Source organism: Psychrosphaera sp. 1_MG-2023, from assembly GCF_030548245.1.
In the GTDB taxonomy this organism is placed as follows: domain Bacteria; phylum Pseudomonadota; class Gammaproteobacteria; order Enterobacterales; family Alteromonadaceae; genus Psychrosphaera; species Psychrosphaera algicola.
The window spans coordinates 31,979-57,994 of the sequence record NZ_JAUORW010000003.1 but is presented as its reverse complement, the minus strand read 5'-3'; the positions used below and the strand labels follow the sequence as shown (position 1 = coordinate 57,994).

Below are 26,016 nucleotides of genomic sequence, written 5' to 3'. Positions count from 1 at the left end.
AGGATACAACCTGCTGTCACGCTACATATCAAGTTATGTATTTTCTATTTATTAATGCCTTCCTGTTCACCAATAATTTGTGGAAAATTCATTAACATCAAATCGAATGGCGTTAATGAATTATTAACTATCTTTTGCATCTTCTTTTGAAATCCTTTTGTTTCAATCGGTATGCCTCGAGTTGCCACCTTTTTTGTAGATTGTTGCTCAAATATAATTGAAGTTATATTGTTGATGGCGTTACTTTCTTGGTCTTTTAATTCCGGAATTTTGCTATTACTTTTAACATCTTGATAAAGGAGCAAATCTTCTTCGTTCAGTTCATTAATTTCGTCTGTAAATTGCGTCGTATCGATTTTGAATTGCTTTAATGTTCGGTTCGTTCTTTTTTGCAAAACATTCGGTAAGTTAAACAAAGATAAATAGTATTCTATGGCATCATGTAATGTATCTAAGGTCACTACCGTAGAGAAGTTTTCATCTAGATTTTTTATCACCGCCTTACTATCTTCAACTTCTTCGTTAATCGCATTCGGGTGTAATTGTTTGCAGAACCGGTTTATGTTTTCTGGATTACGGAAAAACTTGATGAAATTTTCCTGCGTAGGAATAATATTTTGGCGCATACATTGGTAGCTGAATGCCGAGCTGATTCTATCTATTGGATCTCTGAAAATGCACATTAATTCAAAGTCGCTCGTTTTGGGCAAAAAATGTGAGCCATAAGGTAAATGGGTACTGAGTAAATAGAAAAAATTATGATTTAAATTTTTAAGTTCATCAGGGTTTGCAGTGCGAGCAACAAGGGGTAACGGATTATCGATGCCTTTAAGTTTAAGTGCGGTTATAAGGTTTAAGCGCGCCCACTCAATTGCCGTTTGAAAACTTAAGCCACCAGTTTTAGGTACATGATAAAGAAATATCGGTTTGATTGAATCACGATTGACGTTCATCAAACTGCTATAGAAATTGAGCTCAGGGTTGACTTGTTTTACTAAATCCTGCAATTCGGTTTGAAATGGCATGGAACATCCTTAATTTTCTGTCGAACCAAGTTTGAACTTAAACTCGGTTTTATTTATTTGATTATCGTTTGCAATTATTGATAAACGCCGCTAGTGCTTATTTGATAGCGGGAACGTAATTGTTATTAGAGTCGCTCTGATTCATCATGCAAATAAAGCAACTGCAGTAGATTAAGTTAAGCACAAATCATACCGGGCTTTATGTTAGCTTTTGATATGCGACCAATCTAAAGGTGTACCGCGCTGAATCGCTTGATTAACAGGTTGGCCTATAACTTCATCTAAATGTTTGGGCGCTAAACCATGACCGGGTCGTATACTTTTTACATTGTCGTAGGTAATCGTATCGCCCTTTTTCATATTAGATACTACATAAAGGGAACGATAGTTCTTCCTAGGTGAAGTACTAGAATAATCAACTTGCCCTAAACTGTCATGACTATCTCGAATATCTTGTATAAAGCGTTTAAATTTGGCAATCGGTAGCGAGAATTCAGAATCGATGGCCCCATCATTTTGATCAACCGTGATGTGTTTTTCGATAGCGACTGCACCGAGAGCAGTCGCGACAACAGCCGCCGTATTGCCGACACTGTGGTCAGACAATCCCGTTAAGCAGTTAAATCGATGTTTAATGTCGGTCATTGTAGACAAATTAAAGCTCTCTACCGGAGCTGGGTAGTTACTAATGCAATGCAATAAAATAAGTTCTTTGGCATTAGGAATGTGTGTAAAAAGATCGTCTATTTGATTGTCGTCAATGATCCCGGTTGAAATAATGACGGGTTTTCCGGTGGCAACAACTTTTTCAATCAGCGGGATATCCATTGCTTCAAAAGACGCAATTTTGTAGATCGGGCAATGATACTGCTCCATCAAGGCAAGGCCACGTTCTGAAAAAATAGATGGGAAGAGGGTTATGTTTTCTTCACGGGCAACGGCAAATAATTCGTCAAACCAGCTTTCTGGAGTCGCTGCTTCTTGATAGACATCATATAGAGAACGTCCTTGCCAAAGGCCAGATGAGATAACAAATTCATCGTCGTGTTTATCTAACGTCATATCATCGGCGTTAAATACTTGGATTTTGACTGCGTCAAAACCGGCTTTAGCAGCTTCGCGCATCAAGTGGAACATTCGCTCTTTATCGCCTTTATGATTGCCGGATATTTCCGCAATGATATACGGCGAAGCCTGCTCATTAATTTCCCTACCGTTGACATTAATCGATTTATTTAGCATGAGTTTGCTCGATGTGTTGTTTTAGTCGTTTAACATGTGGACTTGCAAAGTTACCGGAAACATCTTGGTTTTCACCAACATCCTGTATCACGACACTGCCAGCGCGAATAAGTGCATTTGCGCCTACCACGACCCAGTTTGATATTGTTGACCCCGTCCCAACCCACACATTTTCCGCTAGTTTTGCGCGGCCAGTAATTGAAACGTTGCCACTTAATATACAGTTATCTGCAAGATAGGCGTCATGGGATACATTCACTTGGATACCCAATTGGCAGTGAGCGCCGATATGTGTCACATGATTGCTGTAAACCGCTTTTGAAATGTTACTACTGGCATGAACGGCACAGCCTGTTTTTATCAGTACACCACCTAAATGTTCAATATGGCGGTTCTGTCCATTAATTTTTTTACTTAACAGTGCTTGCGTGCCAATCGTGGCATTTGGCCCGATGTAACAATCATCTTCTATCACCGTATTACTGCCAATATAGGCGCCGGCTTCGATATGGCAATTGTTACCAATCCGGACATTGTCTTCAATCGTCGCTTGGGGTGATATCTTGCAGTTTTCGCCGATATAAGCTTTTGTATTGTTTATCACAGGTGGAAAACGATTATGGATCACATGGAATAACTCATCGGCATTGGCCGTTTTAATCACCGTTTTATTATGCGTTTCTTCAGAAAATATCTGGGTTGTTATGATGGCAATTATATTTGGGTTTGCTAGAGCTTGTTTAAAGTATTTTGGACCGGTTGCCAAAGCGATAGAAAACGGGGTATTGCTCCAGGCAAATGCCGTTTGTTTTACATTTTTGAGTAGGCCGATGTCGCCAATTAATTGAGTTTCAAACTCAGGCAAGACAGCTGCAATATTAAAAGTCATATTGAAATTAGTTTTTCCGCAATTCGTTGAGCACCTAAGCCGTCAACAGCCAAACGTAGCTTTTGACTTCGTTTTGTTAATAATTCGATATTCGCCAGATTTTTTTGTAAATCAAAAAGCAGTTGTTTTAAATCGACATCTGGCCAAAATCCTACGCTATCAATTAATCCGCTTTGTTGCCATCCAGTAAGTAAAACTTTTTGATTATCGGCTAAATAGCCAGCGGTAAAAGGCACACCTAATTTTGCCAATTCGTAACTCATTGTTCCGCAACTGATGACGCCATAATGACACTCACCTAAAAGTGTTGCGACATCACTATGGTCAACCCAAATTTGACACTTTTTATCGTCAATGATCTGTTTTAATTTTGGCAGCTGGCTATTGAGTGAGGTCGTCAAAAAATGAATTTGTTTTACCGCTTTTGATTTTTGCATCGTTTGCAATAAATCTAGGACAAATGGGGCCGTTGTGCCGGCACCAAAGCTAACAAAAACCGTCGCGCCGTGAGAGTTGTCTCGAGAAGGTAAGTCGCTGTGGGGTAACTGACAAAACTGTTCGCGGATAACCACATAATCAAGTCCGCATAATATTTCGGTCTTTTGCCCTAAAATACAATGCCTATAATCTTCAGCAGTGCGGCTAGGATTAATATTTACGACAAACTGTCCTAGATAATGGCCGGAACAAAAATAGTCAAATTGGCCCCATTTTACGTCGGCTTCTAATAACTTCTTTTGGTAATCATAGTCACAATGATAGTGATCAATAAAGAGAGTCGTAATCTGTAATGCATGACAAATCTCAGTTAGCTCTTTGCCATCGTCAGGGCTTGCTAATGTTAACGTTTTAGTAAATGCTGATCTTTCATTAATGTTTGGAATTTCTGAATCAGCACTGATCACCGCTAAGCAAGTAATACCTGAGTTGACTAGTTGCCTAGCAATAAGTTGACAACGGACAAAGTGACCGGCACCAACGTTACCGCCAACGTCAAACCTAAATAAGACATGTTTGTTAGCCAATTTAAACTCGTTTAATGGTTTTCAGAGCTTGGAACATTGCTTCAGCTCTTACCCAATCATCTTGAGTATCAATGTCTTGAACTTGATACCGAGGTAAACAAAATGGCAGTGTAAGTGCAGAGGCCAGCATCGATTCGTCTTTCCATTCAGGTGTGACTTTGGTCCAATAAAACTGCCCAGCGTCGTGGAAAACAGAGGGCAAGTCTTGCGAACGAGTGTCAAGGTGCTGTGGCATTATCATTTCTGGAGCGCCTGAATCAATGGTAAATCCTCGCTGTGGCGGGTATTCAAATTCAGTGACGGCAACACAATAATGTTTATCTGCATTTGTCGATAATTGATGAAACGATGAAGTGAGATCAGCTGATGTAACAAAAGGGGCTGTGGCGTAAAGGCAACAGGTGTAAGTTACGTCAATACCTTGTTTTTCATACCAAAGGCGACAATGATTCGCAATTTGTCTAGTACCCGTAAAGTCGTCAGATAAATCATCAGGGCGTAGAAATGGAACAGAAGCGCCGTACTTCAAAGCAACATCCGCTATTTCTTGATTGTCTGTCGAAACGACAACACGGTCGAAGAGTTTGGATTCTATCGCCGCTTTTATCGAATATGCAATAATAGGCAATCCGTCAAATAATTTGATGTTTTTTTTCGGAATCCGTTTACTGCCTCCGCGGGCTGGGATCACTGCAATTTTCACGATATCGCCTGCTTTATTAGAGACACAACAAGTTCTTGTTGTTCATAGGTTAAATCGACAAAAATTGGAATGGATAGCTCTCGTTTGTAAAATGATTCTGCATTTGGGCAGTAACCAGATTTAAAACCTAGATTTTGGTAATAGGGCAGTTGGTAAATGGGCAAATAATGAACCTGGCAAATTACGTCATTGGCACGCAGTGAATCGTAAACCTCTCTGCGGGTTGCTTCGTCTTGCAATAAAATAGGATACAAGTGAAAACCTGAACGATTAAACGAATGTGTTTTAATCGTCGCAACGTTTGTTGATGATTCAAAAAGGGAGTCGTAATGAGCCGCTATTTGATTACGTTTTTCTATAAAGTCATCTAAGTGCGCCAATTGACTAATTCCAAGGGCGGCATGGATATCTGAAAGACGGTAGTTAAAACCTAAATCATGTTGTTCGTAATACCAAGGCGCAGGATCTTTATCTAACATTACATCCGGTGACTTGGTGATACCGTGCGTACGAAACTGCTGCATACTTTGCGCTATTGTGGCGTTGTTTGTCGTTGCGGCGCCACCTTCTGCAGTCGTCATATTTTTAACGGGGTGAAAACTAAATACGCTTATGTCTGAATATTGGCAGTTGCCTACGGGTTCATTGTTATACTTAGCCCCAGTAGCATGACAAGCGTCTTCAATAATGCCAAATCCAAACTCGTCAGCCAGTGCTCTTAGTTTTGCCATATCAACGCTTTGGCCTGCGTAGTGGACCGGAATGACCACATTCGGCAAATCACAATTTTGCTTTGCCTTTAACAATTTACGTTCGAGTGTGTCTAAACACATAAGACCGGTATTAAGCTCAATGTCCACAAAGTCTACGGTAGCACCGCAATATAAGGCGCAATTGGCAGACGCGGCAAAAGAAATTGGTGTAGTCCAAACAAGGCTACCTTGTTCAACACCAAGTGCGTTACATGCCATATGAAGTGCCGATGTGCCGCTATTAACAGCTACGCAATACGTGCTACCTGTATAGCTTGCAAATGCACTTTCAAAAGCAGCTACCGCAGGTCCTTGCGTTAAAAAATCTGACTTTAGTACGTCGATAACGGCATCTATATCAGCCTGTTCAATGTGTTGTTTACCGTAGGAGATCATATACCTAAACTTTCATTTAATTGTGCAATCTGTTCTACATTCAAAAAGTCTTCATTGGTTAATGAGTTGTACTCAAATCCATGTTCAACAGGTTTGCCTGTCTCACCTAATTGATTGGTGGAGAAGTCATTTGAACGACTGTAAAAACGAATTGTTGGCCCTATGACAAAGTGGTCTTCAAATTCAAAGGTATGGTAACTGTCGTCTTGTGGACACATAACTTCGTGTAATTTTTCACCTGGTCGAATACCTATCTCTTTGATCGGGATATCAGGAGCAATGGCCTTTGCCAATTCGGTCAACTTAATTGACGGAATTTTAGGAATAAAAATTTCTCCACCTGACATTCTTGCAAAGTTTTTTAATACAAAATCAACACCTTGTTGGAGAGTTATCCAAAAACGAGTCATTTCTAAATGGGTAATAGGTAAATGGTCGGTTTGTTCGGCGATTAACTTTTTGAAAAATGGCACAACAGAACCGCGAGAACCCACCACGTTGCCGTAACGGACGACTGAAAATTGAGTGTCTTGAGAACCCGAAATGTTGTTTGCGGCGACAAATAATTTATCTGAAGCGAGCTTAGTGGCGCCATATAGATTTATCGGACTTGCGGCTTTGTCGGTTGACAAGGCAATGACTTTTTTAACCTGATTATGTAAGGCCGCATGAATGACGTTTTCAGCGCCGTTGATATTGGTTTTAATGCATTCCATCGGGTTATATTCGGCCGCTGGAACTTGCTTCAAAGCCGCTGCATGAATGACATAATCGACCCCACGCATAGCCATATTTAATCTTTCTTTATCTCGTACGTCGCCAATAAAATAACGCATGCAAGAGTCATTGTAGGTTTGCTGCATTTCAAATTGCTTTAACTCGTCCCTAGAGAAGATGATTATTTTTTTTGGACGGTAAAGTCTTAATAGCGTTTCAGTATACTTTTTACCAAAAGAGCCTGTGCCACCGGTAATTAAAATGGTTTTATTATCAAACATAACATTCATCTTCTATTTAAGAGTCGAACTCAGGATACAAATTGTTATCCAATTTTTAGGCCACTAAAGAATATTCTTATAAACTTTAAGGCCTTTTTTTGATTTTTGGTTTTTTAACAATTGGCTTTTTACTGTCTCAAGCCAATCTTGGTATTTAGCCGTTGTCTGATCAACTTCTTTTTTAATTGCTAACAGCTTCGACTCATTGTTTTGTAACCACGAAGAGTGGTCTGTTGAAAACAGGTTTTCAAGAAGGTGCTGACGCTGTTTGATCAATTCTGTATTGTCAATTTCATCATCGGTTTCAAGGCTAAATTTAGCCTCGTTCAGTTTTATATTAATCTGTTCGATTTGCTGAATTAATTGATTGCATTGTGCTTCAACTTCATGATTTGTCATTGGTCTCTCCAGAATAGACAAACCCGTAATTGACTAAGCGTCAACATGGTTATGTTTGTTGTAACGTAAATGTGACTTGGTTGCAAATATGCTTGGTTGGATCTAGCTCAAATGTCTAAACTTCAACCAAACATAGTTATAAAACAAGATATTAGGAGAGGATTGTTAGCCGACTGCGGCGCGTTGCTCTAAATGCTCGTCGCGAGCTTGCTTAGGGATACTGTCCCAAGCTTCTTTTATATTTGTGATGATGGTATGCACTTCGTTGACTTTAGCAATATCGTTTTCACTATTCGCCTGCACTAAGTAAGATGTGCAGAATTCATATAGTGCGCTTAAGTTTTGCGAAATATCACCGCCTTTTTCCATATCCAGACTTTCAGCGAGTGAGGTGATTAGTGTTATGCTTTCGGAAATTAATTGCCCTTTGTCGGCTATTTTGTTTTGCTCAATGCAAACTGTCGCTGCCGTAAGTTTACCAAGAATTGCCTTGAACACCATTTGAACAAGTTCATATGGGTCAGCGTTTTTAGCGCTGTTTATCTTCATGTCTTGATATTTTTTTATTGATAGTCTTGCCATTAGAAACTCCAAATAATCTTGATACAGCTTAATCTAAGCAAATAGTTCTAGCAATTAGGATACCAACTTCAAATTAAATCGTTAAGAAGGTTTAATTTTAGCGGTAATAGTTAAAGCTTAGTGATATTTATATCGGTTACTAACCTATTTTCTTAAATTTTTAATTTTATATAGCAGACATCTTTATTAAAGGTAGGGAAATTCCTTAATTGTGTACAGATTAATGGCAAATTAAAATTGTTGTCGTATACTGATTGTTAAGTTTGTTAGCTTGGTGGGAAGTGATTATGAGAATTGGGGCTGGTAGTAGTTTTAACAACTCAAATTCGTTGTCTGTTATTGAGCAGCAGCAAAAGAAGATCTTCGAGCAACTGTCCTCTGGACTGAAAGTCCAAAAAGCTCAGGACGATGCGGCTGGATTACAGTTAGCTAACCGATTAACATCTCAAATTAATGGTCAAAACCAAGCGATTAGGAATGCGAACGATAGTGTTTCTTATGCACAGGTAGCTGAGGGCGCTTTAAGCAGTGTTTCTGACGCTGCATTTCGTATTGAAGAACTTTCAATCCAAGCTGCAAATGGCACGCTTTCGCCGAGTGATAGAAAAGCAATTCAACAGGAAATTACCCAATTACAGGGCCACGTAGAAGATGTTTATTCAAACACTCGGTTTGGTGACAAGCAGGTATTTGGCTCCTCAGTTGAATTTCAAGTTGGGGCAAATTCTAACCAAACAATAGAACTTGGTGTTAGCAATCAATCTCTTGGTGATATCGATGTCACAACACAAGCTGGCGCGCAGGCGGCAATAGGTGCCGCACAATCGTTTCGTGAACAAGTAGATTCAAGCCGTGGTTCCATTGGGGCTTTTCAAAATCGTGTTGAATCCAGTATTAGTAATCTAACAAACCAAAATATCAACAGCCAATCGAGCCGTAGTCAAATTGTTGACACCGACTATGCAAAGGCTGTTAGTGACCAAACCGCTAATGGTATTCAAAGCCAAGTTGCCATTGCGTTGCAAGCTCAAGCTAACTTTTCTGACTTTCAGGCATTGAACCTTTTGAAATAATACCCATTAATGGAGTATATCAATTTCGGGTAATTTGCCCCAGGACATCCAGAAATGTTGTCGCAAGATTTTGACTTAGATGGAAAAATCCAAGTCCCCCTCGGTTTTAATTTAACAATTTTGTATTTGCTCAGGGCGTATGTATTCTGGGCGATAAGCCTGACTTATAGCGAAGACCGAAGCTTTATTCTCTCTCTGTTTTATCCAGATCATTCTTTATTTGTTATTACTTTGTTAATTGGATTACCGGCTATGGTGACCTTTTTCTTTTTTAGTATGAAAAAGCAAGTCTCTAAAGGTTGGTATCAAGCTGTTTGGAAACAACTGAGAGTGTTTCTGCTCATTGCATTTTTACTCGACTTGTTATTACAGTTAATGAGTATTATCAATCGTGCGATTTATATTCATCCAATGCAGGTCGTACAATTTATTAGTGGTGTTTATTTATGTTGGTATTGGTGGAAATCAAAACGGATAAAACGTTTTTTCACCCATTGGCTTGAGCAATAGACCGATTTCAAAAATTTATGAAACTAAGCTCTATTTGCTAGTCAGGTTTTTTGAGTTTTTCTAAATAAACCTCTAGTCGAGAAATTTGCTCTTTGTTTAGGTCAGTTGCATTCAAGTTTTTTAAACACTTAGTAACAATCTCATCAGCTTCTTCAGGATGTGATTCTTGATAATTACAATCTACAACGGTTTGTAATAAATTTAACGAAATAGAAGGGTTTTTGGGCATCACCTTAAAAGCCGACAAAAACGCGTTTAATGCGGCTTGATAATTCCCGCGGGTATATAGCTGAACCGCTTTGTTATTAAGTACTTTTGGCGACTCTTTTATTTCAATTCTTAACTGTTTTTCTTTATCAATATATTGATTAAATACTTCATCTTTACTTTGGGTTTTACATTCGGTGGCGATCAATTCAAATAGCTTTTCCGAATTTGCATGAAAACCAAGTTCATGGAATGCTTTAGCTTTATCTAGAGCATCTTCTAAATCATCAACTAAGTAATTTTCGTCCTCCATATTTTCTTGTATGAGCTTTTTGGCATTCTCTTTGTCATTACTCATATTATAAATTCGTGCTTTTGCGACTCGGATCTGGTCGTTTAAAGGGGTGTCGGGAAATTGTTTTTTCAATTGACGAAGAATAGATTCGCCGGTCTGAGCCAAGCTCTTAATTTCATCATCATTAAGTGACGTCAAACCGTAGTCAATAGTTGAACGCACTGCGCCTAAATAGGCATCTGGGGTGTCATGGACTGAGTTTTTAATGTACTCGACTATTTTATTTGAGGCATTAAATTGGGTTTCAAAGTCATGAGTTATGCGGGCCAGTGAAATTACATCTTGTTGCCTATTAACATTGCGCGGAGCGATTGTCGCAGCGTTTTTCAAATGGTTAATGGCTTCTTCAAAATCGAATTTGTTTTTGCAGATCTTAGTTAGAATATCCAGAGCCGCAAGACGCGTCGCTGGATTGGTGACAAGATACTTTAGCTTTTCTTCGGCGAGCTTAACTTTGTTTTGATTGAGTAAACTATTCACTAATCCAATATTGGCCCAGGCATATTCTTTGATTGATAGCACTTTTTGGTAGAACACTTCTGCGTCATGCCAGTCTTGTTTGGCAGTGATCAATTCCCCTTTTAGTTTCAACAAATAAGGGACCCATTTGGGTTTTGCATTTTTGGCCAGTTGTTCGTTAAGTAAATTCAGGGCAGCGTCAAACTCATCGTCATCGATAGCTTCAAATACAGGTCGTAATGTCAGTTTTTTGCTTAAGATACGTTTTAAACGCAATTCAAGTTCTTTGGCAGTGAAAGGCTTCAGTATGAAATCGTCAGGTTTTAATTCAATAATACTTTGGCTTAAAGGAAGATCATTTTCTGAACTCATAAAAACAAATGCAGTAGTGGATTTTAACAGGCCTTCTTCTATTATTCGCTCAAATAACTGATATCCATCGGCGCCTCGATTTAAATCGTAGGCACAGAGGATTAGATCAAAATGTGACTTATGCAATGCTTTTATCGCCATGGTGGCGCGATCAGCAAACTCGATGGTTTTAAATCCAAGATTTAATAAAGAGTATTTGATGTGACTTTGCGCTAATGCTTGGTGTTCTATCACTAATGCAGCTTGCAAAGAATGTGTTAAATCCATTTTTATTTTGACCCAGTCGAAATAGAAATCACCACCAATTTAAAGAAATAAATGGATTGAGTTTAGATGCTTGGTATTATGATTATTAGAATAAAATCAAAAATATGCAAGGCAATATTTAATGTTATTGATTGAAACACCTAGGCTAGGTTTCCGCCATTTTACCTTATCTGACGCACCCGCGGTATTGGAATTTAGTTCTGATCCGTTAGTCACTAAATACACTGGCGATGCGGGTAATGTGCAAACGTTAGACGACGCTAAAAATGTTATCACTCAAGTTTGGTTCTCAGATTATGAAAAATACGGTTTTGGTCGATATGCCATTGTTCATAAGAAAGATAATAAAGTAATTGGTTTCTGTGGCCTTAAGTTTTTGGAGGAGAAGCAACTACCCGACCTTGGCTATCGGTTGTTGCCTCAATACTGGGGGCAAGGTTTGGGCATGGAAGCGGCCAAGGCATGTTTAGAATATGGTTTTGAAACATTAAAGTTACCCAAAGTCATTGCAATGGCAATGCCCGACAATTCTGGTTCGCTCAGTATTCTGGCTAATCTAGGGTTTACCAACCTTGGAACTGATTTGTACCAAGGGCACCAGGTTGTTAATTTTGAAATTACTAAGCGGTTACATTCAGCATGATCCTAAATAAGAAGTTGCTAGTTGCACTTTGCGTTACTTTACTTGCTAGCATGGGGATATCGCTACCGTACCCTGTTTTAACGCCTTTATTTATTGGGGCTGAGCCTACAGCGTTAAACCAATATGCCGGGCTTTCTGGTAATGTCTTGTTGACCATCATTATCGCGGTTTATCCACTCGGTATTTTTATCGGAAGCAGTTTTATTGGAGCCTTATCTGATCGATTTGGGCGTAAAAAAGTTCTGGGCCAAACACTCATTATATGTTTTATCGGCTATTGGGTATCTGCTTATGCACTGATGGAACAAAATTATCTATTATTGCTGGTCAGTCGATTTTTAACAGGGATCACGGAAGGTAATGTCGCAATTGCACGTGCTATTGCGTTGGACATTGGTGAGACAGGAGACGAAAAGTCTGCGCAATCAAAAACGGCTGCAATATCATTAATCAATAGTGCCGTTTTTCTCGGATGGTTGCTTGGCCCGCTGATTGGTGGACTTTTAGCCGAGGTTGAATCGTATTATGCGATGCTGGCCGCGGCTTTTGGTGCGTTTGTTTGTTATGTCTTAGTCACCGCCTTTTTACAAGAAACCCGAATTGTGAGTTATGCCAGTAAATTATCTGTTTGGCAGGCGGTACGACAAGAAAATTCGTTTTATTTGTTAAGAAGCCAATGGATAAGAAAGTTATTTTACGCTTATTTTATCTATACCTTAGCGATTAATCTTTTTTATGAATTTTACCCAATTTGGCTCGTCGATAAGCAAGATTATGGGTCTCTCGATATCGGCTTAGCCACCACCAATATGACACTATTTATGACGTTATCATCTGTGTTGTTAGTAACGTATTTTCAAAAACAGTTCGGCTTAACCGCTCCAATGCGTTTTGCCATGGCGTTATTGGCTTGTGCCTTATTAATAGTGCCAAGTTCAGAAGGGCTCCAAACCCATTTGTTATTTGCAATGTGCGGCATATTAATCGCCATATTTAATGGTATGTTGCCCGTTTATGTCAGTGAAAATGAACCTAGTTCAGGGCATGGTGCAACGATGGGGTTGTTAACGATGACATTTTGTTTGGCAAATGTTTTTGCTTCAATCGTTGGTGGTATTTTATTGATGTTTGATTCTACGTTACCGATTTATATGTCGGCTGGCTTCTTTTTATTGGCGCTTGGTTTGTTTCAATATTGGCTGTTTAAAATTCAAAACAGCCAATTTAGTGTCAAAATAAAAGAGTAGCTTGTACTTGACCGAGCTGGCCTAATCTCGTGCTGCTACTTTGGCATATAATCGTTGGCGTTGTTGGGCATCCATAAACGCCGCTTCAACTCCATTTTTTTGAACCTGTTCGATTTCTTGATTGGTCAAGCCAAGTATGTTTTTAACCAAATCGTATTCGTGGGCTAACGTGATATTAGAAATAGCTGGATCGTCAGTGTTCAAACACACGGTAATGCCAGCATCTAAAAATTGTTTTAAAGGGTGCTTACGAATATCGTTAATTGTTGCCGTTTGATAATTAGACGTTGGGCATGACTCAATCGCAATATTGTTGGTCGCAAGATAAGCCATTAACTTAGGATCTTGAGTTGCTGCGACGCCGTGCCCAATTCTCGTTGCGCCTAATAAGTTAATTGCATTCCAAATACTTATTGGACCGTCAGCTTCACCAGCGTGTACGGTTATTTGTAATCCAGCATCGCGGGCTTGTTTAAAGTGGTTTACAAACAATTGCGCTGGAAAAGAAATTTCATCTCCGGCTAAATCCAACGCAACAAGATGTTCTTTATGTGCTAATAATGCATTGAGCTCAATCGTACATGCCTCAACTCCAAATGTGCGACTTAATATGCCAATGAGGTTCGTTTCCACACCGGTTTCTTTGCTCGCCGTTTGTGTTGCATCTATTACTACTTCAACGACCTTTTGCGGGTCTAGGTTGTGAGTTTTTGCCATATAATAAGGTGAAAAACGCAACTCTACGTAATCTAATCCCTGATCTAATGCATCAAATACATTTTCGCGAGCAACTCGATATACACTGTCGTAATCGGCCAATACGGACACGCCATAATCTAATTTTGTCAAAAACGCCATTAAATCTGAGGTTTGCCCTTGAATTTGAGCCATAGGTGCAAATTGCTCTAAAGACTCAGCTGGTAAAGTAATGTTATGAAGTTGGGCAAGTTCCCAAACTGTTTTTGGCGCAATATTGCCATCGAGGTGGCGATGCAAATCAACAAGCGGTAATGTAGGATTGATCATAAATATTCTATGGTGCTTTTAGTTACTGTAAATAATGGCGCTAGTATAAATCAAAAAGGGCAGTTAGATGAAACAAGAGACAATAAATTATGTGGAATTTCCGGCAACAGATCTGTCCGCAACCAAACAATTTTTTACCCAAGTGTTTAATTGGACGTTTACTGACTATGGTCAAGAGTACATAGCGTTTGGTCCTGAAGCAGGACTTGATGGCGGCTTTTATCAGTCAGATCTTAATTCAAAAACACAGAATGGCGCGGCACTTATCGTTTTTTACAGCGAGTCACTACCAAAGACTGAACAAAAGGTTGTTGCCGCTGGTGGCACTATTTGCAAAGACGTTTTTGAATTCCCAGGCGGTAAACGGTTTCATTTCCTAGACCCAAATGGCAACGAATTTGCGGTTTGGTCCGAATAATAAAACGAACAAAATGGGACTAAAATAGTAATTAGTACTGTTTTTTTCAGTTTCGTTAGAAATTATCGTTATTAATTGTCGTTTTATGATTTTAAATTAATCCCGTAGAGTGATTGCTTTACTTTTCATTTTTAGGTCAAATAGGGCAACTTCACCACTTTTATCAAAAATTATAAAATAACAGGTAATAACATGACGTCGAAAAGAAATTTAGCGAATGCTATTCGAGCATTAAGTATGGACGCGGTTCAACAGGCCAACTCTGGACACCCAGGCGCACCTATGGGGATGGCCGACATCGCTGAAGTATTATGGCGTGACTTTTTAAAACACAATCCGACCAATCCAAATTGGGCGGACCGAGATCGCTTTGTGTTGTCTAATGGCCACGGTTCGATGTTGATTTATTCTTTATTACATCTTTCTGGTTATGACTTGCCAATTGGTGAGTTGAAAAACTTCCGTCAGTTACATTCTAAAACTCCGGGCCACCCTGAATATGGTTATACACCAGGTGTTGAAACGACGACTGGCCCTCTAGGCGCTGGCGTATCAAATGCTGTCGGAATGGCAATTGCTGAAAAAACGCTAGCGGCGCAGTTTAACCGTGAAGGTCATGACATCGTAGATCACTTTACTTACTGTTTCTTAGGCGACGGCTGTTTAATGGAAGGCATTTCTCATGAAGCGTGTTCTCTTGCTGGTACTTTAGGTCTAGGAAAACTTGTTGCATTTTGGGATGACAATGGTATTTCAATTGACGGACACGTTGAAGGTTGGTTTAGTGATGATACACCAGCACGTTTTAAAGCGTACGGCTGGCATGTAATTGCCGATGTCGATGGACACGACCCTGTTGCTATCGCAAATGCAATTGCAGAAGCAAAATCGGTTACTGACAAGCCGTCTATGATCTGCTGTAAAACAACGATTGGTTTTGGTTCTCCAAATAAACAAGGTACACATAACTGTCACGGTGCGCCTCTAGGTACCGAAGAAATTGCTGCTACTCGTGAAATGTTGAACTGGCCACATGCACCATTTGAAGTGCCTGCTGATGTTTATGCTGCTTGGGATGCAAAAGAAGCTGGAACACAATCTGAAAACGAATGGAATGAAAAATTTGTTGCGTATAAAAACGCTCATCCAGAATTAGCCGCTGAATTTGAGCGTCGTGTCATTCTTGGTGAACTGCCAGAAGATTTTTCTGAAAAAGCATATGCCTATGCGCTGGAGACTCAGAACAAATCTGAAAATGTCGCTTCACGTAAAGCATCGCAAAACACAATTGAAACATTTGGTCCGCTTTTACCTGAAATGTTAGGCGGCTCCGCCGACTTAGCGGGTTCAAACTTAACGTTATGGTCTGGTTCGAAAGGGATCCAAGATGATGCCGCTGGTAACTACATTTATTACGGTGTGCGTGAATTTGGAATGAGCGGGATCATGAATGGTATTTCATTGCATGGCGGTTTCATTAATTACGGCGCGACATTCTTAATGTTCATGGAATACGCTCGAAATGCGGTTCGCATGTCAGCACTTATGGGCATTCAAAACATTTTTGTATATACCCACGACTCAATCGGTCAAGGCGAGGATGGACCTACGCATCAGCCAATTGAACAGGTTGCAAATTTACGTCTAACGCCAAATTTACGTACTTGGAGACCAGCAGATGGTACTGAGTCAGTAATAGCTTGGAAAGAAGCTGTAGAATACCAAGAAGGTCCTTCTGCATTAGTTTTCTCACGTCAAGGTTTAGCGGCACAATCGCGAACTGAACAGCAAGTTGCTGATATTGCTAAAGGTGGTTACATCCTAGTTGATACAGATGGTACGCCAGATGTTATTTTAATTGCGACAGGCTCTGAAGTTGATTTGGCTGTGCAATCGGCGGCGGCATTAAAATCCGATGGCATCGCAGCACGTGTTGTTTCTATGCCTTGTACTAATTTATATGACGCCCAAGATGCTGAATATAAAGAGTCAGTATTACCTGCAGCCGTGACTAAACGTGTTGCGATTGAAGCGGCTCACGTTGACTTCTGGACTAAATATGTTGGTTTTGGCGGTGATGTTGTTGGCATGAGCACATTTGGTGAATCTGCTCCTGGTGGCGCATTACTTAAACACTTCGGTTTTACAGTCGAAAATGTTGTTAGTAAGGTTAAAGCGCTCTAATACAGAACACTTAACAAATAAAATAAAGCGGGTATGATATGCCCGCTTTTTTTATTTTTATTATTTACTTTTAAAGTTAGTAAATAATATTTGTGTCATGCAAGTGGTATCGAACAAACCTGGAGTATTATGTCTAACCAACCATTAAAGACTAGCCCAACAAACGCTAGGACTTTGAATACCGATCCTATCGATGGGCAACCTAATAAAATAAGGGTGGCATTAAATGGTTTTGGTCGGATTGGTCGTAACGTATTGCGAGCATTGTTTGAAACCGGACGCGACGATGAAATTGAAATTATTGCGATCAACGAATTGGCAAAACCAGAAGGTATTGCCCATTTATTAAAATACGATACCTCCCATGGTCGATTTGGTTTTGACGTAGCGTTAACCGAAAATTCAACGATGGCGGTGGCTGGCAATAATATAAAACTATTGCATGAAGAAGAACTTGCCGACTTACCGTGGCGTGAATTACAAGTTGACGTGGTTCTCGACTGCACTGGCGTTTATCACAGCCAAGCACATGGTCAAGCCCACATTAAAGCTGGTGCTAAAAAAGTCATCTATTCGCACCCTGCGGATCCAGATGTAGACAACACAATAATTTATGGTGTTAACCATCATACGTTAACGGCGGAACACAATGTGATCTCCAATGGCTCATGCACAACAAACTGTGTCGTCCCGGTTATTCAAGCGATAGACGACGCATTTGGTGTCGACAGTGGCACAATTACGACCATACATTCGTCAATGCATGACCAGCAAGTTATCGACGCCTATCACGATGACTTACGCCGCACACGAGCTGCGAGTCAAAGCATAATTCCAGTTGATACAAAGCTTGCAGTGGGTATTGAACGCATAATGCCCAAATTTGCAGGTCGTTTTGAGGCAATTGCCGTGCGCGTTCCAACGATTAATGTGACCGCAATGGATGTTAGTTTAACGTTAAATTCGGACGTTAACATTATACAGGTAAACGGAGCGATTCAGGCTGCACAACAAAATGGTCTTTCTGGTATTTTGGGTTATACCGAAGAACCACTTGTTTCAATTGATTTTAACCATGATCCGCATTCAGCCATTGTTGATGGCAATCAAACACGGGTAAGCCACAAACGATTGGTTAAATTATTAGTGTGGTGTGACAACGAATGGGGCTTTGCTAACCGTATGTTGGACACCACTGCAGAATTAAAAAAATATATAAATCATTAGTTATTAAATTATTAGTTTTTACATTATTAAGGAAACGAACATGACAGTTTTGAAAATGGCAGAGTTAGATCTGCAAGGTAAAACCGTTCTTATCAGACAAGACCTAAACGTACCTGTTAAAGATGGCGTAGTGACTTCAGCCGTTCGTATTGACGCCTCTATCCCAACGATTAAATTGGCATTGGAAAAGGGCGCTAAAGTGCTTGTAATGTCCCATTTAGGTCGTCCAACAGAGGGCGAATATGCAGATGAATATTCAATGGCACCGGTTGTAACGTATTTAAACCAAAACTTATCAGTGCCAGTTCGTTTGGAAAAAGAATATTTAAGTGGTGTTACTGTTAATGAAGGCGAAGTTGTCGTCCTTGAAAACGTTCGTTTTAATGTCGGCGAAAAGAAAAATTCAGATGAACTTGCTCAGCAGTATGCCGCTTTATGTGACGTCTTTGTTATGGATGCATTTGGTACGGCTCACCGTGCCCAAGGTTCAACCCATGGTGTAGCAAAGTTTGCTCCTACAGCTTGTGCAGGCCCACTTTTAGCAGGTGAGTTAGAAGCATTAGGTAAAGCGCTTGATAACCCAGCTAGACCTCTTGTTGCGGTTGTTGGCGGTTCTAAAGTATCAACTAAACTAACGGTATTAGAGTCATTATCTAAAATTTGCGACCAGTTAATTGTTGGTGGCGGTATTTCAAATACGTTTGTTGCTGCTCGTGGCTATAATGTTGGTAAGTCTCTGTACGAACCCGATCTAATTCCTCAAGCACAGAAACTAATGAATGATCTTGATATTCCTGCGGTTACAGACGTGCGTATTGGTACCGAGTTCTCAGAAACGGCTCTAGCAACAATAAAACCTGTTGATGCGGTTTTAGACAACGAAGAGATTATGGATTTGGGTCCTGATTCTGCGCAGGCAATGGCAGACATTTTGAAAAACGCTAAAACCATACTATGGAATGGTCCTTGTGGCGTATTTGAATTTGACAACTTCTCTAAAGGTACAGAAGTCGTAGCTCAAGCAATCGCGCAAAGCGACGCATTTTCGGTCGCTGGCGGCGGTGATACCTTGGCTGCAATTGATAAATATGGACTTGCCGATAAGATCTCTTATATCTCAACCGGTGGCGGTGCATTTTTAGAATTTGTTGAAGGTAAAGTTTTACCTGCCGTGGCAATTTTAGAAGAGCGCGCTGGCAAGTAATTTTAAAACCGTTTTAAAACATCAAAAAAACCACGCTTTGCGTGGTTTTTTTTGTACCAAATTATTCTACTCAAGCCTCCGCTCTAGATTGAAAAACGATGGCCAAACCTTTAGAAACCTTGTTCCCAAAACACGGCTAAAGCCAATGTTTTGTATTTGATAATACTGAACATGACTACAGTAAACCACTCCAATTGTTAAAATTGTATTGTAATAGTTCTTTCTTAAACTGTAAGTTTTTCAAAGTTTAGATGAGTTTGTTTTTATCCAGTGGTTTTAAAGGCGTTAATTACGGGTTTTACAGTCGGATTATTTTTATTGTTAAAACTTAATAGAAATACTTACAAGACTTTTTGTTTGTTGTTATGTAACATTACAACCTTTGTTACATAATAAATTAATTTTGTTAACTTTTCCTTTGGAGTGACTTGTGGCTTTAATTTCGATGCGTCAATTATTAGATCATGCAGCAGAACATAATTATGGTGTTCCTGCGTTTAACGTAAATAATCTCGAGCAGATGCGAGCAATTATGGCGGCTGCAGATAAGACTAATAGTCCAGTTATTGTGCAAGCCTCAGCGGGTGCCAGAAAATATGCCGGCGCGCCTTTTTTACGTCACATGATATTAGCAGCGATTGAAGAATTTCCTCATATCCCTGTTTGTATGCACCAAGATCACGGAACGTCACCGGCAATTTGCCAACGCTCAATCCAATTAGGGTTTTCGTCAGTGATGATGGATGGCTCGCTATTAGAAGATGGCAAAACGCCTTCTACTTATGAATACAATGTTGACGTGACTCGCAGAACAGTTGAGTTAGCTCATGCGTGTGGTGTATCTGTAGAAGGGGAGTTAGGCGTGTTAGGTTCTTTAGAGACTGGTATGGCTGGAGAAGAGGATGGCGTAGGTGCAGAGGGGGTTTTGTCAAAGGATCAGATGTTAACTAATCCAGATGAAGCTGCGGACTTTGTTGAAAAAACGGGTGTAGATGCATTAGCAATTGCCTGCGGTACATCTCATGGCGCTTACAAATTTACTCGACCGCCGACGGGTGACATTTTGGCAATTGACCAAATTAAAGCAATACATCAACGTATACCCAATACCCATTTAGTTATGCATGGTTCAAGTTCCGTCCCTCAGGAGTGGCTTGCGACGATTAACAAATTTGGCGGTGAGATTGGCGAAACTTATGGTGTTCCGGTTGAACAAATTGTTGAAGGTATCAAAAACGGTGTTCGTAAAGTGAATATCGATACCGATCTTAGATTAGCTTCAACAGGGGCCATTAGGCAGTTTATGGCAGAAAATCCTGCTGAGTTTGATCCACGTAAATATTTGGCTAAAACCATTGATGCAATGTCGGCCATTTGTGTTGATAGATACAATGCTTTTGGCACAGCAGGGCAGGCGGATAAGATTAAAGTAATTTCATTAGAAAATATGGTTGCACGTTACTAAATACAGTTTTTTAACGTTATAAACCAATGTGACCAAAAGCGTACAGAGCAATTTGTACGCTTTTTTTGTGGTTTAATATTTACAAAAAATATGAATAAGTATAATGCTAGGTTAATAAATATAAGACTTTGTTTGTTTAAGCAATTAAGATAGCTAACGTAAATTAAAACGTTAAAATTCAAGGCTCAATAGTGAAAAACACTATCAATAAAACATTACTTATTACGACAATTTCCCTTATCACTCCATGCACAGCATTGGCCTCAGATCTATTTCAAGATGTTTATTTAGGCGCGGCCATCAATTCAGTCTCATACGCAATAGACGATGATTTAGATGATATCAATGACTCTTTTAATGAAGGTGGATTTGGTAATTTTAATGTTAAAGACAGTGATACTGGATTTAAATTGTTTGCGGGTTATTCAATTACTGAGAATGTTTCGGTGGAAGTGGGTTATTACCAACTTGGCAAATTTGGACTAGAAGGCCAATTTGGTTATCAGGAACCAATTTCTAGTGAGATACTCGATGTAAGTGGTGAACTCACATCGCTAGCTGAAATAACGGCATTTGATATTGCTTTAAAAGCTCAATTTCCGCTTTCTGCCGCACTCGATATTTATGGTAAAGCCGGGTTATTCAATTGGTCTGGTGAAGTTATAAGCAAGTCAGTTGTTGTGGCTGAGATTAAAGCGATGGATATTAGTGAAAGCAGCAGCGAGTCGAGTTCAGAAAATTTAGATGGTAGCGATTCTACTTACACCCTCGGCTTAAGTTATCATTTATCTGGAATTGATGTATTTGCTGAACTTCAAAAATATCAAATTGATGAAGAAACGGCGACTTCTTTTAATCTAGGGCTTCTATACAATTTTTAATGCAGACGTTATCAAAAGATTATTTACAGCAAGACTATTAGAGTCTGATTGGCAACGTAAAAAAAACCATCACGATAAGTGATGGTTTTTTATAGATCATTAAAGCGAGTTAATTACTGCTATTTTTAATGATGACTCCAATGGTATTTCTCAGATTTTTGTTCTTGCTCTTGTGCAGTCGCTGCTGGCATAGCATTAATTTCTAATCTGTCGAAAAATAACTGTTCTGGTTCAAAGTCACCAGTTAAGACTTCTTTCATTGTCTTAGTGTCAAATAGTCGACCATTGATCATTGTATAGTCGACCATTTCCGATTGACGGATATCGTTTAAGACATCACCTTTTATGATGGCAAAGTCAGCTAATTTACCGTTTTCGATAGACCCTAAATCCTTGTCCATTCCTAATGCTTTAGCGCCATCAAACGTTGCGCCTCGTAACGCTTCCCACGGCGTAAATCCACCTTGTTGCAACATCCACATTTCCCAATGTGCAGCTAAACCTTCACGTTGTCCATGGGCACCGATTAATACCCGAACACCATTATCACGTAAAGTTTTAGCGTAGCTTGCTACGGCAAAGTGATTGTAATGATCATCGGGCGCTTTATAACGACGAATTGAAGTCGGCTCGATAATATAGCGAGGTGCGTAACGCATTAGTCGCTCGTTTTCCCAAACGTTTGTTCGATCGTACCAAAAGTATTCACCTGTTAAACCACCATAAGCAACTACTAATGTAGGGTTGTAGGCGGTTTCGGTTTGGCTCCACAGTTGTGTCAAATCACTATAACCTTTTGGCACATTTAACGAATGCTCAAGTGTGGTATGACCGTCAATAACCATTGTTATATTTTGGTATAGCTTACCGCCACCCTCTGGTACGACATTTACGCCAAGCTCTTTTGCCGCTGCTAAAACTTGTTGGCGTGTATCACGTCTTGGATGGTTGTAACTTTTTATCGAGACTGCACCATTTTCTTTTGTTCGTTTAATATGGAAACGAGCATCATCTAGACTATCTATTTTTGCTGTATACCCTGGTGCATAAGCGGCATATAGAATTTTACCTGTAGAAAAAATTCGAGGCGCTAGTATTTTTCCTGACTTTTGCAGTTCTGCGGCTGAAAATATTTCTCGGCTATCATTAGACGGGTCGTGGATTGTTGTTACGCCAAATGCAATTGACGAGAAGTTCTTCCAATTTTGTTGTGGAATGATTTGATTACTGCCTTGAGAACCATGCGCGTGGGCATCAATTAAACCAGGGACAATAGTATAACCAGTGAGGTCTTTGGTTTTAGCCCCTCTAGGAATTTCAATGTCACCTTGTTTGCCAACGGCAACAATTCGATTACCAGATACGATTACCACACCGTTTTTGATGACTTCTTGTTGATTATCGGCATCTTTCATTGTAACGACGTCAGCACCAATAAGCGCAATGGTTGATTCAGGAATATCGGCCTTTTTTGTGAAGCTTAAATCAATACCGTTATCCGTTGGCTCAGGTAATTCAATTGCCGCACCTTTGATAAAGTCAAACGTATCCGTCAGTTTTCGTGAATATAAGGTGAACGCATTTGACCAATGTAAAGTGTCTGATTTAGCAGACCAATGGAGTTCTGATGCTGAGGCCTTAGAAGCTTGCTTAACCGGCACCCAAGTGGACTTCGGGCCAATACTCATCACTTTACCTAGTTTGGCGAATGGCGCGATATAGGCATTGTATTGATAAACAAACCCAAGCCATTTACCGTCTGGCGAAACTCGGAATTCAGTAATGTCATCACCCAATAAGACTTCACGTTGCTCTAATCCATCAATATTGGCGGTCATCAATTTTTTCTTCGTACCAAAGCTTTTATCTTGGTAATCAGCATAGAAAATTTGGTTGTTGTCAGCACCAAAATGGGCATTGTGACCAGATTTTAAAATCCGTTTCATTGATTTGCCTTTAACATCGGCAATATATAAACCAGGTTCCATTGACCATTCAGGTGATAATAAATAACCGCCAGTAAAACGATCAAAAATAACATGGTCGCCATCGGGAGAAAATCGAGGTTCGATATAATGGCCAGGTTCGGTCGTAATGACTTTACCTCTACCACCTGAACTTCTAACAATGCTTACGGTGCCGAGCTTTTTGTCATCCCAAGTCGTATAAGCTATATATTTGCCATTGCGAGAAAAGCTTGGGTAGTATTCGTCGTGTTTATTTTGTTTCGTTAAGCGTTTAGTTTTACCCGATTTTACATCGCGGATGTACAATTTTCCGAGCGCTTGATAAACAATTTTATCACCTTTTGGTGACATAGTTGCCCAGCGTATTTGTTGGACTTTAAATTCATCTGGTGCGACATCAACAGCTACACGAACTGCTTGTTGTACTTTCTTTTCAACACTTACGTGGAATGGAATTTGTTTAACAGACTTGTCTTTGACTGAAATTTTTTGAAAATGGCCGTTGGTCCAAAATACAATTTGTTTACCGTCCGGTGTCCAATCAAAGTAGGCGTAGTTACCTTCGGTTCCAAACGTTTCTTGGTTATCCCTTTCCATTTCAGTATATAAGCGTGTATCAATTCCTGATTTGAGATCTTTGACATATAAAACCGTTTTATTGTCTTCACGTTTTAAATAGGCCATCGCGTTGCCATCTGGAGATGGGGTTGGAATTACCGCACCGCCAGCACCGCCGATATAACGTTCTTCTTCGCCCGTAACTAGATCATGGCGAATAATATTGAAGAGTTCTAATGTCGAATTTTTGTTGTACTGCCAAACTCGGCCGCCAGTAACATCTTGCGTATAATAAAGATATTTACCATCTGGAGAAAATTTGGGGTCGGTAATATTTTTTTGATTAAATGCACCGTGACTCCCTGCTTTTATTTTACTGCCACTGCCGCCAGTATGATGGTAGATCCAAATTTCACCGGCTGCTATAGAACGAGAACTCATTACCCCACGAGTTGCTGCGATATATTGCCCATCATGACTCCATGTAGGGGTATGAATGGTATTGGCAGTTTCTTTAGATATCTGCATCGGCTCTGTGCCATCTGCATTCATGACCCATATGTTCATCATGCCATCACGGTCACTTAAAAATGCAATTTTTTTACCGTCTGGGCTGTAAGTTGCCTGCATATTCCAATCATAACCAACCAATAATGGGGTTGCTTCGCCGCCCGAAATTGGCATCGTATAAAGATCACCTAACATATCAAAAATAATGGTGTCACCATTTGGGTGGACGTCTAGGTTAGACCATGTTGATTCTGTTGTATCAATTTTTACCGTATGGACTTCACCAGTCGGTTGACTGACATCCCATTTTTCTTGCTCAGTTGTGTCGTTGGCAAAAGCGTGTGTTGAGCCAATCAACGAGAGTGCTAAAACTGCACGATTAACTGAGCGCTTACTTATTAATATCATTATTTTCTCCAGCGCGTAGGGTTGACGATTTTCAGTCTAGTGTACTTACCTTTAGTTCAGGATAAACACTATTGCGATGAAAGCGCAAAAAGCCCAGTTAATTCGCAACAAAGTTACGTTTAATTAAGGATATAATGTAAATAATTTAGAACTGGGGTAAATGATGTTTAAAACTTTAACTTTATATTTTGTTTTATTAATGAGTCCGTTAAGTACAGTTTATGCTGGTGATGATAGTCAAATTGGAAACGCCATAACGGATAACATCTCAAGTGTTAATGCAAGTTTGGATGCGGAGAAATCTTCGGGCATGGCGCAACGGACCCCGTCTAAAGAAATGCTCGACGCCTTTAAAAATGTAGAGCAAAGCCAAGTTACCAACCTGACAACAAAACAAAGAGTAGAGAAATATCTCGTTTCTGGTTTTTTACATATTGTCCCAATGGGCTTAGATCACATTGTATTCATTATTGCCTTATTTTTATCAACCACAGTGTTTTCTACTCTATTTTGGCAAGTCACGGTTTTTACGCTTGCACATACCATTACGTTAGCATTGGCTACTATCTGGGGGATATCATTAGCGGCGAGTATAGTGGAGCCGCTTATTGCGCTTAGTATTATCTATGTAGCCATAGAAAATATACGGACTGAACAAACCTTAAAACGTCGATATCTAGTGACCTTTATTTTTGGCCTATTACACGGTTTTGGTTTTGCTTTTGTATTATCCGAATTTGGACTTAGCAACAATAATTTAGCCGTTTCATTAGTGTCGTTTAATGTTGGCGTCGAGCTTGGACAGTTATTTGTAATCGCTATTTTAATGACCTTATTTTATAAATGGAGTCGTGCGCCGAGTTATAGGGCATTTGTTCAGCTCCCATTGTCTGTTATTGTTGGATTTTTAGGTCTATTTTGGCTATTAGAGCGAATAATCTAAATATTAGTTGAATTCCTTTTCCGCTTTAAATAGACTGAGTAAATCCACTGTTTGTGCGATTGATTATTTCAATAAAAACAA

Annotated in this window: 23 protein-coding genes; 11 read left to right on the top strand and 12 right to left on the bottom strand. The window is 39.7% G+C overall.

Features of this window, described 5'->3' with window-relative positions; translation table 11 throughout:
- Positions 1–44: 44 nt before the first annotated feature.
- The 9 genes from Q4575_RS03200 to fliS all read right to left on the bottom strand — a co-directional run bounded on the left by Q4575_RS03200 (position 45) and on the right by fliS (position 8,011).
- Positions 45–1,025 carry a sulfotransferase family 2 domain-containing protein gene (locus Q4575_RS03200; protein ID WP_303521305.1) on the bottom strand — a complete coding sequence of 327 codons (981 nt, stop codon included), beginning with the start codon at positions 1,023–1,025 and terminating at the stop codon, positions 45–47.
- A 204-nt stretch (positions 1,026–1,229) separates the two neighbouring features.
- Positions 1,230–2,267: a pseudaminic acid synthase gene (pseI, locus tag Q4575_RS03195; RefSeq protein ID WP_303521304.1), complete on the bottom strand. Its 1,038-nt coding sequence runs from the start codon at positions 2,265–2,267 to the stop codon at positions 1,230–1,232.
- Complete coding sequence (locus Q4575_RS03190) at positions 2,257–3,156, bottom strand: DapH/DapD/GlmU-related protein (RefSeq protein ID WP_303521303.1); 900 nt, start codon at positions 3,154–3,156, stop codon at positions 2,257–2,259. The genes pseI and Q4575_RS03190 overlap by 11 nt, the downstream gene beginning before the upstream one ends.
- The gene (locus Q4575_RS03185; protein ID WP_215962139.1) at positions 3,153–4,181 is read right to left on the bottom strand and encodes a hypothetical protein; all 1,029 of its coding nucleotides are present in this window, start codon (positions 4,179–4,181) and stop codon (positions 3,153–3,155) included. Before Q4575_RS03185 ends, Q4575_RS03190 begins: the two co-directional genes overlap by 4 nt.
- Position 4,182: 1 nt before the next feature.
- Positions 4,183–4,884 carry a pseudaminic acid cytidylyltransferase gene (gene pseF, locus Q4575_RS03180; protein WP_215962138.1) on the bottom strand — a complete coding sequence of 234 codons (702 nt, stop codon included), beginning with the start codon at positions 4,882–4,884 and terminating at the stop codon, positions 4,183–4,185.
- The gene (gene pseC / locus Q4575_RS03175) at positions 4,881–6,032 is read right to left on the bottom strand and encodes a UDP-4-amino-4,6-dideoxy-N-acetyl-beta-L-altrosamine transaminase (RefSeq protein ID WP_303521302.1); all 1,152 of its coding nucleotides are present in this window, start codon (positions 6,030–6,032) and stop codon (positions 4,881–4,883) included. Before pseC ends, pseF begins: the two co-directional genes overlap by 4 nt.
- Positions 6,029–7,030 (bottom strand): UDP-N-acetylglucosamine 4,6-dehydratase (inverting), encoded by a 1,002-nt coding sequence (pseB, locus tag Q4575_RS03170; RefSeq protein WP_215962136.1) that lies wholly within the window; start codon positions 7,028–7,030, stop codon positions 6,029–6,031. Before pseB ends, pseC begins: the two co-directional genes overlap by 4 nt.
- 63 nt (positions 7,031–7,093) lie before the next feature.
- Complete coding sequence (locus Q4575_RS03165) at positions 7,094–7,429, bottom strand: hypothetical protein (protein WP_215962135.1); 336 nt, start codon at positions 7,427–7,429, stop codon at positions 7,094–7,096.
- A 165-nt stretch (positions 7,430–7,594) separates the two neighbouring features.
- Positions 7,595–8,011, bottom strand: coding sequence for a flagellar export chaperone FliS (gene fliS, locus Q4575_RS03160; RefSeq protein WP_215962134.1), 417 nt, complete (start codon positions 8,009–8,011; stop codon positions 7,595–7,597).
- A 287-nt stretch (positions 8,012–8,298) separates the two neighbouring features.
- Here fliS and Q4575_RS03155 point away from each other — a divergent pair, with 287 nt between their 5' ends.
- Together Q4575_RS03155 and Q4575_RS03150 are read left to right on the top strand one after the other, a co-directional pair.
- A complete protein-coding gene (locus tag Q4575_RS03155; protein ID WP_215962133.1) occupies positions 8,299–9,084 on the top strand; it encodes a flagellin in 786 nt (261 codons plus the stop codon).
- Positions 9,085–9,138: 54 nt separating this feature from the next.
- On the top strand, positions 9,139–9,594 hold the full coding sequence (locus Q4575_RS03150; protein ID WP_215962132.1) for a DUF2919 family protein: 456 nt from the start codon (positions 9,139–9,141) through the stop codon (positions 9,592–9,594).
- Positions 9,595–9,631: 37 nt separating this feature from the next.
- Here the strand turns inward: Q4575_RS03150 and Q4575_RS03145 are convergent, their stop codons facing one another.
- Complete coding sequence (locus tag Q4575_RS03145; protein WP_215962131.1) at positions 9,632–11,254, bottom strand: response regulator; 1,623 nt, start codon at positions 11,252–11,254, stop codon at positions 9,632–9,634.
- Positions 11,255–11,375: 121 nt separating this feature from the next.
- Here Q4575_RS03145 and Q4575_RS03140 point away from each other — a divergent pair, with 121 nt between their 5' ends.
- Positions 11,376–11,897 (top strand): GNAT family N-acetyltransferase, encoded by a 522-nt coding sequence (locus Q4575_RS03140; protein WP_303521300.1) that lies wholly within the window; start codon positions 11,376–11,378, stop codon positions 11,895–11,897.
- Entirely contained in the window at positions 11,894–13,144 is a 1,251-nt protein-coding gene (locus tag Q4575_RS03135) for an MFS transporter (protein WP_215962129.1), read from the top strand. Before Q4575_RS03140 ends, Q4575_RS03135 begins: the two co-directional genes overlap by 4 nt.
- Positions 13,145–13,165: 21 nt before the next feature.
- Here Q4575_RS03135 and add read toward each other — a convergent pair whose 3' ends face one another.
- A complete protein-coding gene (add, locus tag Q4575_RS03130) occupies positions 13,166–14,170 on the bottom strand; it encodes an adenosine deaminase (RefSeq protein ID WP_303521299.1) in 1,005 nt (334 codons plus the stop codon).
- A 67-nt stretch (positions 14,171–14,237) separates the two neighbouring features.
- On the opposite strand from add, the gene Q4575_RS03125 reads away from it, so the two are divergent.
- From Q4575_RS03125 to Q4575_RS03100, 6 genes are all read left to right on the top strand, one after another.
- Positions 14,238–14,588: a VOC family protein gene (locus tag Q4575_RS03125; RefSeq protein ID WP_215962127.1), complete on the top strand. Its 351-nt coding sequence runs from the start codon at positions 14,238–14,240 to the stop codon at positions 14,586–14,588.
- Between the two features lie 192 nt (positions 14,589–14,780).
- Positions 14,781–16,772 carry a transketolase gene (gene tkt, locus Q4575_RS03120; protein WP_303521298.1) on the top strand — a complete coding sequence of 664 codons (1,992 nt, stop codon included), beginning with the start codon at positions 14,781–14,783 and terminating at the stop codon, positions 16,770–16,772.
- Positions 16,773–16,901: 129 nt separating this feature from the next.
- Complete coding sequence (gene epd / locus Q4575_RS03115; protein ID WP_303521296.1) at positions 16,902–17,999, top strand: erythrose-4-phosphate dehydrogenase; 1,098 nt, start codon at positions 16,902–16,904, stop codon at positions 17,997–17,999.
- 40 nt (positions 18,000–18,039) lie between these two features.
- Complete coding sequence (locus Q4575_RS03110) at positions 18,040–19,203, top strand: phosphoglycerate kinase (protein WP_215962124.1); 1,164 nt, start codon at positions 18,040–18,042, stop codon at positions 19,201–19,203.
- Positions 19,204–19,633: 430 nt separating this feature from the next.
- Positions 19,634–20,668: a class II fructose-bisphosphate aldolase gene (fba, locus tag Q4575_RS03105; RefSeq protein WP_303521295.1), complete on the top strand. Its 1,035-nt coding sequence runs from the start codon at positions 19,634–19,636 to the stop codon at positions 20,666–20,668.
- Between the two features lie 191 nt (positions 20,669–20,859).
- Entirely contained in the window at positions 20,860–21,549 is a 690-nt protein-coding gene (locus tag Q4575_RS03100) for an outer membrane beta-barrel protein (RefSeq protein ID WP_272179929.1), read from the top strand.
- A gap of 125 nt (positions 21,550–21,674) precedes the next feature.
- On the opposite strand, the gene Q4575_RS03095 is transcribed toward Q4575_RS03100, so the two are convergent.
- Positions 21,675–24,992 (bottom strand): amidohydrolase family protein, encoded by a 3,318-nt coding sequence (locus tag Q4575_RS03095; protein ID WP_303521294.1) that lies wholly within the window; start codon positions 24,990–24,992, stop codon positions 21,675–21,677.
- A 163-nt stretch (positions 24,993–25,155) separates the two neighbouring features.
- Here Q4575_RS03095 and Q4575_RS03090 point away from each other — a divergent pair, with 163 nt between their 5' ends.
- Entirely contained in the window at positions 25,156–25,935 is a 780-nt protein-coding gene (locus Q4575_RS03090; RefSeq protein WP_303521293.1) for a HupE/UreJ family protein, read from the top strand.
- Positions 25,936–26,016 lie beyond the last annotated feature (81 nt).